Source organism: Cyanobium sp. NS01 (assembly GCF_014280235.1).
Lineage (GTDB): Bacteria > Cyanobacteriota > Cyanobacteriia > PCC-6307 > Cyanobiaceae > NIES-981.
Map to the genome: position 1 here is coordinate 2598456 of NZ_CP047940.1, position 15544 is coordinate 2613999.

The window sequence follows — 15544 nt, forward strand, 5'->3', positions numbered from 1 at the left end:
TGATGATCGAGATGCATGCGCAGCACCTTGTGCTGCCGGCAGGCGTCAGCAATGGCGTCCAGCTGGGGTTTAGCCAGTTCGAGACTCACAGGGGCCAGTCCAATCTGCCCACTATCGGCGGCACTGTGGGGTTCCCCCGGTTTCAAGGACAATTCGGTAAGGGTCACGCCATCACCATCAGACTGGCCATCGATGACCAATCCAGCCAGAACCAGACGCCGGTTTACGGCGCAACAGAAGGCTGAGGCCGTGGAACTCTGCCTGCGGGTGAGCCTTTCCTGCAACACCGTCGCCGAGCGGCTCGGCCTTCCCTCCAGCAGCCTGGCCCGCTGGGTGCGCCAGGCCCGCATTGATCGGGGCCAGGCCGGTACCCGTGACCAGGGCCTGCTCACCAGCGAGGAGCGCACCGAGCTCAGCCGACTCTGCAAGGAGAACCGCGAGCTGAGGAGAGAGAAGGATTGTTTCAGGCTGGCGGCAGCGCACCTGCCATAGCCCTCAGGGCTTCCGCGAAGCGGTCGAGCAACTGCCCCGAAAGGTTTCGACTGACCTATGAACTCATGGCTCGGCAGTCCGTTTCCTTGTGCCGGCAGCTGGGAGTGGCCCGTAGCGGGTTCTACGCCTGGCGGCAGCGGCAGAACGTGCCGGGAAAGCGGGGGCCGAGAACGCCGTAATCACCGCTGAGATCGAGGCGGTGTTCCAGGAGCACCGCGGCTTCCACGGCTCTTCTGGGATCCACCAGGAGCTGCGGGCCTCTGGGCACCACATCAGGCTGGCGGTATCTGGCCGTGTCGCACCGAGAGGTGCGCTTAGCAGAGTGGATCGATCTGTTCAGTCGACGAGTCGTTGGCTGGAAGTTGGATCACCGCATGGATGCCGCCTTGGTGGTCGAGGCCCTTAACCGGGCGCCCGACCTCCGCCGGGTGGAGCCGGAGGCGTTGCTCCTCCACACGGATCAGGGCAGCCCAGTACCGGGCTACCGACTACCGGGATCTGCCGGGGAAGCACGAGAGTGTCTGCAGCACGTCCGCCAAGGGCTGCTGTTGGGACAACGCCGTGGTGGAGAGTTTTTTCTCCACCCTGTAGCCGAAGGCTTCCGCGAAGCAGTGACTCGAACTCGTCCTGGATGACAACAGGGAAAGCCTGATCTTGCCCCAGCGGCTGCAGCGCGATCTGGCCTTCTGGATCGATGGGTATTACAACCGCGAGCGTCACTATTCAACGATCGGTTACATCAGCCCGATCGACTACGAACAGCGATGCATCGCTGCTCGTACACTCACTCCAGTGACCCCCTGATCGGTGTCCACGAAATCGGGGGAAGCCCAGAGTTCAGGGTGATCGATCACGACCACCTTTCCCTCTACATGGACATCCGATCAGCTGAGACTTTTTTATGAGCCATTCCAGCTCGATTAGGGGCCTGTGACTTTGCTTGAACAGCTCCTCCGCCTAGGCCTGACTAGCCACTTGGGCCTTGCTCTTGTTGTCTCGGGTGAACAGATCGCTTGCACCATCCAGCATCTGCTTCTTTCACCGGTTCATCTCACTGCGTGAATGGCTGGCTCGGCGGTGATCTTCTCATTCATCTTGCGGCCACTGATCGCCTCCATGGCGAGCCTGGTCATGAACTCATGGCTACAGGTACGGCGCTTGCTCAACTCCTTCAGAGAAGCCGTCGCTGGATCTCACGGGATAGGCCACGGCCGCAGCGATCCAGATGGCAAGGTAAAGGCCAAGGCTGCCATTCATGACGGCAGGGGAAACCAACGCCGCTTCCAGGTGATGGTGGCCTGAATCGTTCACAAAAAACCCCTCCACCGCATGGTGGAGGGGAAGAAGCGCGGGCAACTAGCGCGCCACGTCAGCAGGGATCAACCCAAGAACTCAACCGTTTCAAACGACTTCGCCGTGAGGGTCATTCCGTCTTGTTCAAAGATGTCCTTACGGCGTCCCCAGGTGATGTCGTAGTCCTCTTCCTGACCGGGCAGCACGAGCTTGTCACGCCCCCAACCGCCGTCGAAGTACCCATCTCCGAAGCCCTTCACCGTATCGCGGCCCCATCCCAGGAAGTACTTCCCACCGCCACCAAAGCCACCTTCGAGGGCATCAATGGTGTCATTACCTCCGCCGGTTTTCACGGTGCCTTCGTTGTAGATGGCAATACCTCGCTGGCCATCATCCCCTTCAAGGCCTGAGCTTCCTGCAGCCCCAGCTGCGCCACCTTCCCCGGTGATCCCGTCGGCACCATTGTCGGCCCTGGACAAGTTGGTGAGAGTGAAATCATCATTGCGACCTCCTTCGCCACCCAAACCTGCAGCTCCCCCGGCTCCACCAGCACCACCGTCTCCACCAGCACCACCGGCAGCCCCGGTGCCCTGAAGGCCACCAATGCCTGTGATGACGTCATGTCCAAAACCCGTGTCGACCTTGGAACCGGCATCGATCTTGATGCCGATTCCACCATCCCCGCCAGCACCGCCGGCGCCGCCAGCACCGCCGGCGCCGCCAGCTCCACCAGCTCCGCCAGCACCGCCATCTCCGCCTACCCCACCAGGGGCAACTCGGAGAAACACGATGGCGGCATCGCCGCCAGCGCCACCAGCCCCGCCATCGCCGCCAGCTTGACCGGCGGCGCCGGCGCCGCCATCCCCACCAGCGGTGCCGGCGCCTCCATTGCCGCCGACGCCTTTGATGGTGTCGTTATCGAAGAAGAACCCGAAGCCGGTATCCAACGTGCTGTTGCCCAACTCAATGCCAGTGGCACCAGCGGTGCCGTCCTCGCCGTCAGAGCCGTTGCCGCCGGCAGCGCCAGCCTCACCGCCGGTGCCATTTCCGCCCGCTTCACCGGGCTTCCCCTCTAGCTGGGACTGGGGAGTTGTGATGGGAAAGAAACGACGCCTTGTGCCGTCGGCGCCATCAAGTCCATCCGCCCCGGCAGCTGCTTGGGGTGCGGTGATACCACTTGCCCCTGGGGAGCCAGGGCTGCCGCCGTCGGCACCGTCGGCGCCTGTGCCCATAAAGCTGTCATTGCCGATAGACATGAACAGCCTTGAGCCAGTCAGGAGAGCACCCTGAGCCTGGTCGCTGGCATCACCCTCACCGATGATCTTGTCAGAGCCAAGCGAGGTATTGACGGTACCCCCGTTCAGAAACACTGGCTGAGGCTGGTCACCAGGCAAGGGTCGCTCGTCTGAGAAGATCGTCCAAAGGGCGTTTGCAAGATTGAATGCCATATCCGGAATTCCAAACGGAAGTGCCATAACAAGCTGAAGCAGCCGAATCAGAGAGAGAACGTGGTCAAGCCTTATTGTAGCAATAGTTAATAGTTGATCAACTGCAACCCTGAATTCTTCCTTAATTTGACAGAAGTTATGTTTCGTTTTCTTTTGGACTCGTCAGTAAGGGCCACCACGCCATGGCCTCCAGATTGACTAGCTCGTAGTACAGGAGTTCGGCTCTTTCGGCGTTGCGATCCTCCCCCCTGCAGCAAATCCAACTGGCCCCGGGAGGCCTCCAGGGCCTGGCGGCGCTGCTCCTGCGGCCGATCCAGGCTCATGCGGTGCCGCTTGAGAGTGCGGGCGAAGGCCTCGGTTGGGCTGAGCAGCGATTTCTGCAGATCAGTGGTCAGCCGCTGGTTGGGATTGAGCTGCCGGTGCTGTCCCAAGGCCTATCAGAAGTCTGTGCCAGCCGGCCTGGCGGGTGCCTCGCGGCAAAGCTCACGTGCGCGGAAGCCGCACCTGACCCTTACTCCCAGACGCTGGGCGTGGCAATCGCCCAGACCACCTCCGCCACCGATGCCAGCTGCTGGAGGCAGCATGATCAGAGACCGACTCACCTACGGCCGGCGTGTGCCCTGGCAGACGGGCAAACGTGAACTGAAGCGGGGCCGTGACATCAACTGGGCCCTGCGGGCGATGCCGGCGCGGGAATGGGTGGTGGAGCAGTGGCCGGGCAGCACCACGATCATCGCCCTCCGCAGCCACGGCAGCCGCGGGTGCAGGCCGACTGACCAGACCCCCTACTGCGCTACGGGTCTGCGGACTGGGGCGAAGGCCCTGCTGCGGCCCGCCGATCGCCATTGATGTGCGACTCCCTTGCGACAAACGCTAGCAACCCTTGCGGGCCAACGCCTCTCCCCCTATCCAGCCCTTGCCTGTTGAGATCAGGGGTGCGGGTCAGATCGTGACCATTCTGTGTCCCCAACAGCGATCGCTGAGAATTTCGCCCTTAAGCAGATTCCTGTAATACTCCTCCGATCCCTTGCGCCACAATGAGACTGGGGCAATCAGGCCCTGAACCCCCTTCGCCATTTATTCCTTACGCGCGCGCACGAGCACCGCGCCCCTCCAGGCCTGTTGAGCTGACTGTTGTTGTAGTAGTCGCATTGAGGGTTGACATGAACCCGCCCTAGGAACATCCTCAAGCCCCAACACAAGTGAACGCCCCGGAAGGAAGCATCCGGAGCCACAAGGGTTGAGCGCGCTGCCAGCGACTGCCTGGATTGAGGCCTTCAGCCGAAAGCCAGAGCCGGAGCCCATCCGCGCGGAGCCCGGCGATCCTGCACGTTCGCCGCCGTGAATCGCGGCTGGGGCGGAACGGCCCGGTAATCGAGCCTGCGGTACACCTCGCTGGTGAAATCAACCGGAGTGAACACATCCAGCAGCCGCAGGGCCAGCCCCAGGCAGGCCGGGGTGTGGCGCCAGACCTGGGCTTCGCTGAGCCGCAGGACGGGGATGCCGAGCCGGGCAGCGTCGGCGTCCTTCGCGTCGTCCTTGCGCTTCTGGGCCGGGGAGGCATGGAAGCTCTGCTGGTTGCGGATGTCGCAGGGCTGATCGATCTCGATGGCCAGGATCTGGCTGGCGCTGCCGGCCACCACCACGATGTCGAAGCCGGAGGCATAGGCCGGATCACTGCCCCGCCGCACCCAGTCGGCATGGGCTTTGGTGCCGTGGAACATCACCTCGCGGTAGACGCGGCTGTGGGGCCCTGTGCTGTGTGCTGGTTCTCCGGGGTGAACAGCCGCTGGCTCGAGGCATCGAATTTACGGGGCGGATCCCAGCCGCTGGCGAGGTTGATCGCATCGGCAATCTGGCCTTGCTAAGACGATGGGAAAGCGTGGGCACGTCCTTCCCCTGAAGCGTTCAAGCGTGAAAGTCGGCAGTGACACCATCGCCATCGGCTCCCCCCAGGGCATGGACTTCAGCCTCAGAGCGCGACGATGGGCCCTGTCCTGAAGAGTCGGACCACCTCAGGCAGCAGATCCGAAGAATTACGAAGGTATCATTGTGAGACCTACCTATGAGCCTAAAAGTAGCCGAAAAGCTCAATAAAGTGTTAGGAGACAATCGAAAGTTTTGTCAAGGGATCAACATCGTCAGCATAGGTCAGCTCCGAGTAGGATACAATGTAGATAACTTTGCAACCTCAGCATCATGGCACTGCCTTCCCTCGTCAACATTGCCCCTGGCGATCCAGGCCAAACCTTCATTGGCAATGACACCGACGAAGCGTTTGAGCTTTCCAGTTCTGGTGGTACTGGCGAAATCCGGAACTTCATCGTCAAGGGCGAGGGGGGGGGACGATACCCTGGTCCTCGGGGGCGCACCGAACCAAACTAACATTTTTGGCAATGATGGCGATGACTTGATCTCTGTTGAGAACTCAGGCAGTGGCGCGCTCATCGACAGCAAATTCTTTGCCGGGGCTGGCGACGACGCTGTCGTCCTTCAAGACTTGGTGTTCACTGGCACTGCCCAAGGCACCAGCCAAGTCGGCATGGCTGCTGGCGACGATTTTATCTTTCTCCGGGGTAACTTCAATAACGTCAACCTCTTCGCCAACGACGGAGACGACTCCATATCTTTCACCGGTACGTCATCCTTCCAGAATAGCCGGGCTTTCACAGGCGACGACGACGACTTTTTCACGGACAACGGCTTCGAAGTCGATTTCACCAACGCAGAGCTGGGCTTCAAAGGCGGCGACGATACGATCAATTTAGGCAACAGCATCACCGGCAGCGGCGACAACGGCCTTGAAGTATTCCTGGGCGATGGCGACGATTTTTTCATTGGACCCGAAAGCGGCGATCTGGAACTGATGGCCGGCACCGGCGACGACACCATTACCGGTGGCGGAACTAGCGACACCTTCACCGGTGGCGAAGGCGCTGACCTTTACATCCAGGCCAGCGGCGCCAGCGCTTCCGTAGACAGCGTGCTGGGGGGTCAGCCCGGTGTCCCACTCACACTCACCTTCGCTGCCGATCCCGACATCATCACTGATTTCCAGACTGCGGCCGGCGCCGGCGCCCCCGCCGATCGCATCGCATTCTCAGGTTGGGCCGGCCCGTCCAACTTCAACGACAATCGCAGCTCAGCTTCCGGCAGCTTCGGCAGCGGCAATGTGGTGCTCTACTCCGGCAACTTCAATGAAACCGGCAACATTTTCACCACAGCCAGCAACAACTCCGGCCCTGACGTTCTCGCCTTCCTCTCCACCGGTACCGGCAACAGTCCCGGTGATTTTGGCGATCAGGCTTTCGTGCTGCTCGACGCCTCCGACCAGTCCTTCAACCCCGACACCGACTTCCTCTGAGCACTAGGGAGACGTTGGCAAACTCAGCCCACTTGCGGGACAACGGCCCATTCCTCTTAGCCAGGACTGGGTCGATGGAGTGCTAGCAGTTGGGCTGGGTTTCCAAAGGCTTCCTAACAGCCTGATGAAGGATTTTCTGGGCAATCCCCCGGCGCGGCACTCCACCGAGGCACCCCGGATCGCCAACCGCACCGTGCCGGACCCAGAGACCCCGACCGAACCCAGCCCTGGTATCTGCCGGGTGGAACGGCGCATCAACGCCAACGGTCACGAGGTGTTCGGCGTGATGGAACAGGGCGGACTCACCCGCAGCGTCGTGCTGTGGGATGACGACTCGGCCGAGGACTTCCTGGACGGCAGGCGCTACGTCGGCCGCTGGGCCCTCGATGCGGAAGGCGACGTGCGCGTCAACGTCGCCGGTGGGGTGTTCGCATTCCGGCGTGGCTGATCAGACGCGCCCCCCGGCGGCGCGTGTCATCCTCAAAGCGCCGCCCAGCCTTTTCCATGCGCGATGCCGGGTTCGAACCAGCGACATCCTGCTTGTAAGGCACCCAAAGGACCCAGATGCCGCAAGGGATCTAAGCGAGTGCAAACGGTTTTTGCGCAAGCTAAAGCGCAGATTTGCCCCAACAGAGTGACGAGGCCCAGCTCGCTCATACCCTGAGCCGCACCTGCGTACTAGGGCAAGGCCATGACCCACGTGTCCACAGTCACTACTGCTGAGCTCTGGCTGCCAACCGGCCAAGCTGCCCGACACCTTGGCGTCAGCAACGACACGCTCAAGCGCTACGCCAGCCGCGATGAATTCCTGATCGAAGGCAAACACTGGCGGCGTGGTGCACACCCCAACAGCCCATGGGCCTGGAATGTCCACGGCTGCCGCCAGGCAATGTCCTGCAGGAGCCGGCACGGCCACCGTCCCTACAAGGGTCAGGGCTGATCCCCCCACCAGCTCTCTTGGCAACTGGCCCACTGATGGGGGTCACGTCAAGGTGATCTCCGGCGAGCTGGTGAAGGGTGAGCCGGTGCCGCCGCTCAAATCACGCCGGGAGTTCACTCCCGAGGCGGCCATCTGGCTCTGGCGCGAGAAGCGGCAGCAGGCCTGGACGGTGCGCCCACCGCCGCAGCAGGGCTGCTGCCTGAGAGGAAGAAGGATCCACCCAGACCCCACCTCGACAAATCCGTTACATACTGTTACGGTCCTCGTAACGCCACGTAACAACCATGTCCGACTCCTCTGCCCGCTTTGGCTTCAGTGCCTTTGCCGAAACCTGGAACGGCCGTCTCGCCATGCTCGGCTTCGTGATCGGCCTCTCCACCGAGCTGCTCACCGGACAGGGCATTCTCTCCCAGATCGGCCTGGGCTGATCGCCATGAGTACTGACTACTCCGCCGCCATCGCCGCTGTCGTCGCCCTTGTCGTCGTACTGACAGGAATGGTGGCCTTTGTTCTGTCGCGCCCCAGCGACCTCGCCCCGTTCGAACCGAAATGATCGCCACCCTCACTGTCCTCCTTTTCGGCGCCTGGCTCATCGGCGCATTGCTCCAGCCAGACACCGCGAGCTGATCGGGTTCCCCACAGGGCACGCCCGAATTCCATTCACCCAGGACACCGATGACCAACACACCAGCGAACGAGAACTCAATCGAGGAGCTTCTCCCCCAACAGACCCACCTAGATCAGCTCAGGCGCGCTGAGCTCTTCAACGGCCGCGCCGCCATGCTCGGCATCGTCATCGGCGTCATCGTCGAGGGCCTGACGGGCTTCGGGATCGCGCACCAGATCGGCCTCGGTCCCTTGGTTGATGGCTACGCCGCCTGTCGCACCCAGTTCCTGCCCTTCTGCTTCTGACGTCCTCGCGGATGCGTGATGTTCATCAACCCCCGGGCTAAGCCTGGGGGTTTTCTTTTGCCCCAACTCCTCCCCGGTTTGTTCGTCTCACTGAACTCAAGCCGCCGAGGCGTCTGAGCCGTATCGATCAACAGGTTGTGCAGCAGCGCCGAAGCGCTGATCAGCAGGTTCGCCAGCCAGCTGCGGGTGACCCGCGCCTCAGCCTCACCAGCAGCACGGCAACACAAAGAAGGCCTGCTGCATTTCGACCAGTTCCCGCTCGATCTGACGCATTATCGCCCCGGTGCTCTCGGAAGGGGTTAGGCAGAGTGGATTGTCCATGGGCAGCTGCTTAGAAGGCACCCCCGAGAACCTCGATACAGCAGGGAGTTTATGCACGTCCAATCGTCTTACGGGAGCAGAAGCGTAGCTTTGCCCCAGCAGACCCCCAGCCCATGACACGTAGCACTGGCTCCTTGAGGAACCCAACTACCAACATCCTGGTGAGCCCCAACGAGCTCATGCAGCACAGCTGTGCAGCCGCTCATCTGCCTCATACCCTCTGCGGCACATGCTTACTACAGCACGGCCATGTTCCACGCCTCAACATCCGCCACAACTGAGCTCTGGCTTCCCACAGGCCAAGCTGCCCGACAACTTGCTGTCAGCAACGACACGCTCAAGCGCTATGCCAGCCGCGATGAATTCCTGATCGAAGGCAAGCACTGGCAGCGTGGGGCACACCCCAACAGCCCATGGACCTGGAATGTCCACGCCTGCCGCAAGGCGATGTCCTGGCGGAACCGGCACGGCAAGCGCCCCCCCAACAGCGAAGCCTGAGAGCAGTGGCATCCTGCTCACCCATTCATCAGCCAGCAGGCAGGAGAACGAACAGCCCTTCAGAGACCAGCTTCTGGAAATGGCTGCTCACCTGCTTGGCACGCCAGGGTGATCGGACCAGCCAGCCGGCTTCAAAGTTGTGGCGTTGGGCGGTTTCGCTGAAGTTGGCGCTGGTGACCAAAGCGCAGGCGGCATCAGTGTCGGCATCGGCAATCACAACTTTGGAGTGCTGATAGCAGCGCTCGGCCGAACCCATCACAAGACGCCGATCGACATAGACACCTGGCTTGGCCGGCCAGGGCCATACCTCGGCATCGAACCACTGCCGAATGGAAACCAAAGCGTTCGTGCCCAGTTGCTTTTCGATCTGAACTGGGTGAAGGAACAGCTCAACCTTGCCGAGCTGGCCGCCTTCAAGGCGCGCGGCAATCTCTGCCAGAAGCTCTCGAAATTCTGCTGACAGTCCGATGTTGTAGGTGGCGATCAGCAGGCTGGCGCGAGCTTCTCGGATCAGCTGATCCACCGTGGCAAACGTGTCGGCTGTCCTGGCGTGGAGAGGGTCTGGACCAGACCAGACAAAGCTCCAGGCATCGAGCTCGCGCTGCAGGGCCTCCTGACTGTCAGCGAGGCGTTCCAGCATCAGGGCCATCAGCCGGGGAGGAGCGCCTTCCCGCACCATCTCGACCAGCAGGGGCTCCAGCTGCTGGCGGATCGCTTCGCTCTGACCGGAGAGCAAGCCCTGCCAGCTGGTGGGGGTGTAGGTCAGCCGGCGCAGCTCGGCGGCCACCGTGCGCAGTGTCTGAGCTGGCAGCGTGAGGCTCATCAGCTGATGAACCCCCAGAACGAGGGATCGCCGTCGGGGTTGCCGGAAACAGTGGGACTCACGAGAGCGCGATCCAGGAACTCATTGCGGATCTCGCACGAGGTTTCGGCGATCAGTTCACAGCCATGGCAGGCCGCTCCATGGGTGGGACGGATGTCGAAGGGATGGTTGGGGTCGTGCTCGGAGCAGAAGGGATCGTTGCTGCAGAGCTGGCCGCGCTCGAAGGCCTTTTCCAGATAGGCCACGATCCTCTTACCGGCACCCACCAGGCCTCCGAGGGTGCCCTCCGATCCGGAGCTGCTGGTGAACAGCAAGATGCCGTATCCGATCTCGCTGTTGGCATAGATCCGCTCGCGAATCGAGCTGGCGCCATAGCCGCACTCCAGAGCCATCTCGGTGATCAGCAGGTGGCTGAGGCTGTGGAGCAGGAGGTAGGGGGCTCCAGGGAAGGGGAACTGGACCTCGTCAAGACCACGCGACGCGAGCCATTCGTTCTCGAAGGCCTTGGTGAACTGCCCGGCCCGCATCGCCACCGGATCACTGGCGGCCCAGGCGCGGATCGTGGCGGGATCGAACTCGAGGAAGATCCCTTCCCCCTTGTTCTCACTGGCCGGAACCCAGCGCAGATCGTTAGCCAGCGGTGCCCGGCGGTTCACCTTGGTGGTATCGATCGGCAGGCCGCCCAGGCTGCTGGTGCGGGCCGTGAAGCGGGTGAAGCCCACCAGGGCCTGTACCTCCCGCAGACGGTGCACGAGCAGCACCCGCTTGATGGCTGTGCGGAACCAGGCTGGTGGGTTGGGGGGCCGCCAGACATCGGCCTCGAAGAGGCTGTCCTCGGCAGAACTGGAAACCCCATCCATCGGACCGATCAGCAGGGCCAGCTCCTCGTCCTTGGGCTGGGCGACCTGCCCCGGGCCGCCGCCCCGCTGGGCCTCAATCGCCTGCCAGAGGAGGGATGGATCCACGCCGGCGAATCCACTCTTGAGGCGCGGGTTGAACTTGAGAGCTGCGGCTACATCTGCCTCCGCTTCAATCAAGACAAGGTCATCCTTCAGTTCGGTCACGCGCTTGGCCAGGGAGTTCGCTTCCTCCGGCAAAGAGATCACCGAGATCGTCTCGGTGAAGTAGGCGTTGGTGGCCGAACGCACCAGAAGACGATTCTTTGTGGGCTCACCATCGGTCTGGCACTTTTCGGGGTCGCGGGTGTTGCGGCCCAGCCAGGGCGTGTAACCCTGGCAGAGGCCCAGAGGGCTCATCTCCGTGACTAAGGCATCGGCGAGCTTGCGGGTCGTGCCGCCTTCTGACTGGACATAGATCTGGGTGAAGTCATTGCCGGTGCCAGCCTCCAGCAGGTAGAGACGTTCGCTGTTCTTGCAGCCGAACTGGCGAAAGCAGAAGTCGCGCCAGCGGATGTCGCTGAGGTGGCCATGGGGGCAGGCCATCACGAAGCGCACCGGCACTAGGGCGTACTCGCCCTCGTCATCCTGATAGCGTCGCCAGTCCTTGATGCAGCCATCGCGGAAGTGCACCAGGGGCCTGGCCCGGCAGGGAACCCCGAAGGCCATCCGCTCGCTCACTTTCTGGGCCACAGACCACTCGGGAAAGCGCAGGGCCTTGATTGAGCCGCTGATGTTTTTGAGCTTGTCCACCTCCTTGGGCGGAGTGCGCAGATCGATCCGGGCCACACCTGTGGCCTGGCACACCAACTTCAGCAGCCTCTCCTCATGAATCAGATCGCAACCACGGGCGTTCCAGAAATCCAGCCCTCCGATCAGCAGGGAGTAGTCGGGCAGATCGACCATCGCGCCGGGTCCGTAGAGCTGGAGCACCTGGCTCTGTCGAGCCTCGCCGAGGGGCGGGGGTGCAGCTTTTCGGCGGCTGGAGGGGGGCATGGCGGAGGTTGCTGCTGGGCTCAGTCGTCGGCGGTGATCTCTTCTCGGAAGTTCACCATCCGGATCGGCGCGGAGGGCTCCACATCGCGCAGGCTCCAGTTGGTCACGAACGATCTGTAGCCGTCACCTTTGTAGCTGTCCTCCCGATCGAGAGCGGTATGGAGCAACCCGAGACCAGCCCCTTTCTCTTCGTGGGTCCAATACTGGAGCTTCATGTTCTCCTCCTGGGTGAGTTTCCACCAGGCCTCGAGGAGATCGATCACATGATCGCGCACCCCATTGGGCAGGTGCTGATCCAGGCTGTCATCGGCGGCACCTGTGGCAATGCAGCGCTCCTGCAACGCTCTGGCGATCTGAGCCTTGATGCGTTGCAAGGCGTCGGCTGCCATGGCGCCCTTTGCAGCAGTGAGGGCTGGATCGCCGTGTCGGGCCATGGCCACCACGACCCCAGGCAGGCCCCGATCAAGAGCCCGACTAGCGAAGGGGGTGCAGCTGGTGGCCTCCACATGGCGGTAAAAGGTCTGGTGCCAGTAGGGAAACAGCTCGAAGTGGGAACGATCCCGCGGGCGGTTGGGATTGAGCAGCACCAACACCAGCCCCGGTTTGTTCTGCTCCGGGTTGCCGCTCAGCTGGCGGCCAACACGGCTGGTGGCCTGGATGTATTCGGCGGCGGTCTTGGGCTGGTTGAGCACCACCATCAAGCCGAGGCGTGAGATGTCGAGGCCCACTGAAATCATGTTGGTGGCCAGGGCCACATCGAGGTGGTCCTTATCGACGTAGGGCTTGGAGAGGCGGTCTTTGGTGCTGCTGATCTTGGCGGTGTTCACGCGGGAGGTCAACTCCTCCGGTTCATAGGGGCGCTTGCGGCTGGCAAAGGGATTCTCGAAACCCTCCATGTCTAGGGAGCGGTTTTTGGCGAACTCGTCCAACTGAGCGCCCAGTTCGTCCTCCAGGATGCTGCGGGTCACACCCAGCTCCTTGAGGTTGGAGAAGTAGCCCAGCAGGGTCATGTAGGGGTCTGCCGGGTTGTTGGCACCCATCACTTTGTTGTCGTTCCACCCCTTCTGGGCCGCGGCCATCAGGCCCAGGTAGGAGCGCAGCAGCACACCCTTGAGGTTGCGCCCCGGAGCTGAGAGGCCCACGTACAGACGAGCCTGGTCGGGATCGGCGATGCTGCGGGAGAAGAAGTTGTCGTCGCGCTCCGGGCCCGGCGGCGGAAAGATCCGCACCTGGCTGCGGGCGAACAGGGCCTTGATCTGGGCTTCTGCCCGGCGCACGGTGGCGGTGGAGGCAATGATCTTGGGGGGCGGTGAGGTGGCGTCCGGCCGCATCAGCCCCTCGATCACCGTTTCATAGAGACCAGCAAGGGTGCCGAGGGGGCCACTGATCAGGTGCAACTCATCCTGGATCACCAGTTCCGGCGGCAGCAGGCGGCCGTGGGGGATCTTGAGACCACCGGCGCCTTTCTCGGCCGGGCCCCAGAACCCGGCAGCACTGGTTGGCGTGGGCAACTGATAGGTGCTGACGTTGCCGAACAGCGAAGAGGTTTTGCCAACCCAGGGAAGGGCGGCGAACTTGTCGATTGTGGCGATCAGGAAGCAGGGCAGGCGGCGGTAGATCTGCTCGTCCACCGCCAGCACCGGCAACGGCGTGCCCTTGTGGAAGGGGCATGGCCCCATGTGGGCGAATTCCTGCTTGGCCTCGGGAGCTCGAGGTTCGCGGCAGTAGATCTCCAAGCGATCGGGATTCCGCGGGGGCAACAGGAGGAAGCCCTCCGGCTGGAGGGGGCGGTTGCACCAGGGACAGGTTTCGATCGGGATTGGGCGGTCGCGCTTTCCCGCCTTCCATTTGGTGAGCACCGCATGGGTGGACTGCTGATCGCTGTCGCCCGGTCCGCCGAGCTTGTTGGGGGTGGCGGCCTTGCCCACCCACATGCCGATCTCGAAGGGCCATTCACCCAGCAGGTAGGGGTCGCTCTTCTCGATTCGCTCCAGGCGCTGAAGCTCCAGGGCGCAGATCAAGGTGGCAGCGCGTCCGAGCTGATCCAGGGTGAGCAGCCGCAGGGTGTAGCGCATCAGCACCGTGACGCCGGCCGATTCGATCCCCGGGCTCTGCAGGCGGCGGTGCACCAGGAGGAAGGCCGCCAGGCCCAGGTAGGCCTCCGTCTTGCCGCCACCGGTAGGGAAGAACAGCAGCTCCACGGCCTCACGATCCAGCCGGCCATCGGGTGTCTCTGGAGCCGCCAGGCCTGGCAGATTCATCAGCACAAAGGCCAGCTGAAAGAAGCGCCACTTCGGGGCGCGGGTGTTCGGACCCATACCGATCTGATCGGGCGAGACCTTGGCGCTGAAGGCACTGCGCTGCCGGCTGGCGCGGGCCATCACCAGGTTCATGGTGCGGAAGGCCTCGCGCACCAGGGGATCAGCAAGCAGCTTGATGCCGTTTTCGATGCGCTTGGCGCAGGCTTCCGCCTGGGCCCGGAGCTGCTTGGCGGTTTCGTTTTGCTCGTTGTCGCTGATGGGATGTTTGGGTTGCTGGGTGATCCAGCCCCGGTAGGCCGTCACCATCGGCATCAACTGCTGGCCGATGCGTTCGCTGCGGGCCAGATCCGCCAAGGCCTCCATGCCCATCGGCAGGTTGGTGCCGGGGGGTGGTTCGGGAAGGGTGCGGAACACCCGGGCCGTGGGGAGCCAGGTGGTGGTGAGCGTGTGGCAGCGGGCGGGGTTGTCGTCTGGGATGTCTGAGGCGATCACGGCCACGTTGTGGCCGCCCGCAAAGCAGTAGTCGCGCCGGTATTGGAGGGCTGCGAGGCGTTCGTCGGGATCCTTGGCCGCCTGCTGCAGGGCATCGCGACGCGGCGGGAAGCCCTGGGCGCACTGGAGGCTCAGCTCCACCTGGAAGGCCGAAACCGGATCGCGGTGACGGATCTGGTTGGTCTTGGGCGGCTCCCGTTTGTTGAGCAGAAAGAGCGACACCGACAGCTGATCACTGGGATAGCCGAGCTTGCTGGGGGCAGGCCGAGCGATCCAGCGCAGGCAGAGGCCCTGAGGGTTGGCCTCCAATGGGATGTCTGGGCTGGTGCCCTCGCCGGCGATCGTCAGAGACACGCTGTGGCGTTGAGGGCTGCGCAGCCAGAGCTTTTCGTCGTCGCCATCGGCCGGGGCTGTGTAATCCCCCCAGGAGACAGTGGCCTCGATGGTGGAGCCACGCTCCAGGATGAAGCTCAAGCCGCAGGAGGAGGTAAACCAGCTGCGGCGGGTGTTGGCCTGATCAAGGGCATCGTTGGCGTCGTCGTCCTTTTCCTGCTTCTCCAGGCGATGGGTAGCGTCGCTGCTGGGTTCTTCTCCAGCGAGATCAGAGAAGGAGAGTTGCTCGTCTGGTGTGGTGCGGCCAGCTTCCTGCTGGAACACATGGGGCACCAGGAAGCCCGTGGTGAACCAGACAGAGGGCGGCTGGGGCAGTTGCTCATGGCGGCGGGCGACATCGTCCCAGCCTGGCCCGATCAGATCGCTGTGCAGGGCAGCGACGAGCTGGGAGCGGATCTGGGCGGAGGTGGCCATG

At 62.8% G+C, this 15544-nt stretch carries 18 protein-coding genes and 1 pseudogene; 13 read left to right on the forward strand and 6 right to left on the reverse strand.

Annotation, left to right across the window (positions count from 1 at the left end; all coding sequences use genetic code 11):
• The first annotated feature begins 2 nt into the window (after positions 1 to 2).
• Positions 3 to 245 carry a hypothetical protein gene (locus tag CyaNS01_RS13585; RefSeq protein ID WP_186697616.1) on the forward strand — a complete coding sequence of 81 codons (243 nt, stop codon included), beginning with the start codon at positions 3 to 5 and terminating at the stop codon, positions 243 to 245.
• A gap of 4 nt (positions 246 to 249) precedes the next feature.
• A complete protein-coding gene (locus tag CyaNS01_RS13590) occupies positions 250 to 492 on the forward strand; it encodes a transposase (RefSeq protein WP_255460087.1) in 243 nt (80 codons plus the stop codon).
• 121 nt (positions 493 to 613) lie between these two features.
• On the opposite strand, the gene CyaNS01_RS13595 is transcribed toward CyaNS01_RS13590, so the two are convergent.
• Positions 614 to 760 (reverse strand): hypothetical protein, encoded by a 147-nt coding sequence (locus tag CyaNS01_RS13595; RefSeq protein WP_186697620.1) that lies wholly within the window; start codon positions 758 to 760, stop codon positions 614 to 616.
• A 40-nt stretch (positions 761 to 800) separates the two neighbouring features.
• On the opposite strand from CyaNS01_RS13595, the gene CyaNS01_RS15020 reads away from it, so the two are divergent.
• From CyaNS01_RS15020 to CyaNS01_RS13605, 3 genes are all read left to right on the forward strand, one after another.
• Positions 801 to 1127: a DDE-type integrase/transposase/recombinase gene (locus CyaNS01_RS15020; protein ID WP_225875963.1), complete on the forward strand. Its 327-nt coding sequence runs from the start codon at positions 801 to 803 to the stop codon at positions 1125 to 1127.
• Positions 1128 to 1146: 19 nt separating this feature from the next.
• Entirely contained in the window at positions 1147 to 1296 is a 150-nt protein-coding gene (locus CyaNS01_RS13600; RefSeq protein ID WP_186697622.1) for a hypothetical protein, read from the forward strand.
• Positions 1297 to 1554: 258 nt separating this feature from the next.
• Positions 1555 to 1794: a hypothetical protein gene (locus tag CyaNS01_RS13605; RefSeq protein WP_186697624.1), complete on the forward strand. Its 240-nt coding sequence runs from the start codon at positions 1555 to 1557 to the stop codon at positions 1792 to 1794.
• A 77-nt stretch (positions 1795 to 1871) separates the two neighbouring features.
• Here CyaNS01_RS13605 and CyaNS01_RS13610 read toward each other — a convergent pair whose 3' ends face one another.
• Positions 1872 to 2264 carry a hypothetical protein gene (locus tag CyaNS01_RS13610; RefSeq protein WP_186697626.1) on the reverse strand — a complete coding sequence of 131 codons (393 nt, stop codon included), beginning with the start codon at positions 2262 to 2264 and terminating at the stop codon, positions 1872 to 1874.
• A 141-nt stretch (positions 2265 to 2405) separates the two neighbouring features.
• Between CyaNS01_RS13610 and CyaNS01_RS14805 the strand changes: the two genes are divergently transcribed.
• Both CyaNS01_RS14805 and CyaNS01_RS13620 read left to right on the forward strand, forming a co-directional pair.
• Positions 2406 to 2861, forward strand: a complete 456-nt coding sequence (locus CyaNS01_RS14805; protein ID WP_186697628.1) for a hypothetical protein — start codon at positions 2406 to 2408, stop codon at positions 2859 to 2861.
• 954 nt (positions 2862 to 3815) lie between these two features.
• Complete coding sequence (locus tag CyaNS01_RS13620; protein ID WP_186697630.1) at positions 3816 to 4082, forward strand: hypothetical protein; 267 nt, start codon at positions 3816 to 3818, stop codon at positions 4080 to 4082.
• 428 nt (positions 4083 to 4510) lie between these two features.
• Here CyaNS01_RS13620 and CyaNS01_RS13625 read toward each other — a convergent pair whose 3' ends face one another.
• Entirely contained in the window at positions 4511 to 4957 is a 447-nt protein-coding gene (locus tag CyaNS01_RS13625) for a hypothetical protein (RefSeq protein WP_186697632.1), read from the reverse strand.
• 500 nt (positions 4958 to 5457) lie between these two features.
• On the opposite strand from CyaNS01_RS13625, the gene CyaNS01_RS13630 reads away from it, so the two are divergent.
• From CyaNS01_RS13630 to CyaNS01_RS13655, 6 genes and pseudogenes are all read left to right on the forward strand, one after another.
• Positions 5458 to 6597, forward strand: a complete 1140-nt coding sequence (locus tag CyaNS01_RS13630; RefSeq protein WP_186697634.1) for a calcium-binding protein — start codon at positions 5458 to 5460, stop codon at positions 6595 to 6597.
• 124 nt (positions 6598 to 6721) lie between these two features.
• Entirely contained in the window at positions 6722 to 7045 is a 324-nt protein-coding gene (locus tag CyaNS01_RS13635; RefSeq protein ID WP_186697636.1) for a hypothetical protein, read from the forward strand.
• Between the two features lie 418 nt (positions 7046 to 7463).
• A pseudogene (locus CyaNS01_RS13640) lies at positions 7464 to 7697 on the forward strand (DUF1651 domain-containing protein); the annotation flags it as partial.
• Between the two features lie 124 nt (positions 7698 to 7821).
• Positions 7822 to 7965: a chlorophyll a/b-binding protein gene (locus CyaNS01_RS13645; RefSeq protein ID WP_186697146.1), complete on the forward strand. Its 144-nt coding sequence runs from the start codon at positions 7822 to 7824 to the stop codon at positions 7963 to 7965.
• 247 nt (positions 7966 to 8212) lie between these two features.
• Positions 8213 to 8449, forward strand: coding sequence for a chlorophyll a/b-binding protein (locus CyaNS01_RS13650; RefSeq protein ID WP_186697638.1), 237 nt, complete (start codon positions 8213 to 8215; stop codon positions 8447 to 8449).
• A gap of 570 nt (positions 8450 to 9019) precedes the next feature.
• Positions 9020 to 9268: a hypothetical protein gene (locus CyaNS01_RS13655; protein ID WP_186697639.1), complete on the forward strand. Its 249-nt coding sequence runs from the start codon at positions 9020 to 9022 to the stop codon at positions 9266 to 9268.
• Positions 9269 to 9296: 28 nt separating this feature from the next.
• On the opposite strand, the gene drmC is transcribed toward CyaNS01_RS13655, so the two are convergent.
• Genes drmC through drmA form a run of 3 tightly spaced genes read right to left on the reverse strand, consistent with a single transcriptional unit; the run spans position 9297 to position 15543 of the window.
• Positions 9297 to 10091, reverse strand: a complete 795-nt coding sequence (gene drmC, locus CyaNS01_RS13660; RefSeq protein WP_186697641.1) for a DISARM system phospholipase D-like protein DrmC — start codon at positions 10089 to 10091, stop codon at positions 9297 to 9299.
• A complete protein-coding gene (gene drmB, locus CyaNS01_RS13665) occupies positions 10091 to 11983 on the reverse strand; it encodes a DUF1998 domain-containing protein (RefSeq protein WP_186697643.1) in 1893 nt (630 codons plus the stop codon). The genes drmC and drmB overlap by 1 nt, the downstream gene beginning before the upstream one ends.
• 20 nt (positions 11984 to 12003) lie before the next feature.
• Positions 12004 to 15543: a DISARM system helicase DrmA gene (gene drmA, locus CyaNS01_RS13670; protein ID WP_186697645.1), complete on the reverse strand. Its 3540-nt coding sequence runs from the start codon at positions 15541 to 15543 to the stop codon at positions 12004 to 12006.
• Position 15544 lies beyond the last annotated feature (1 nt).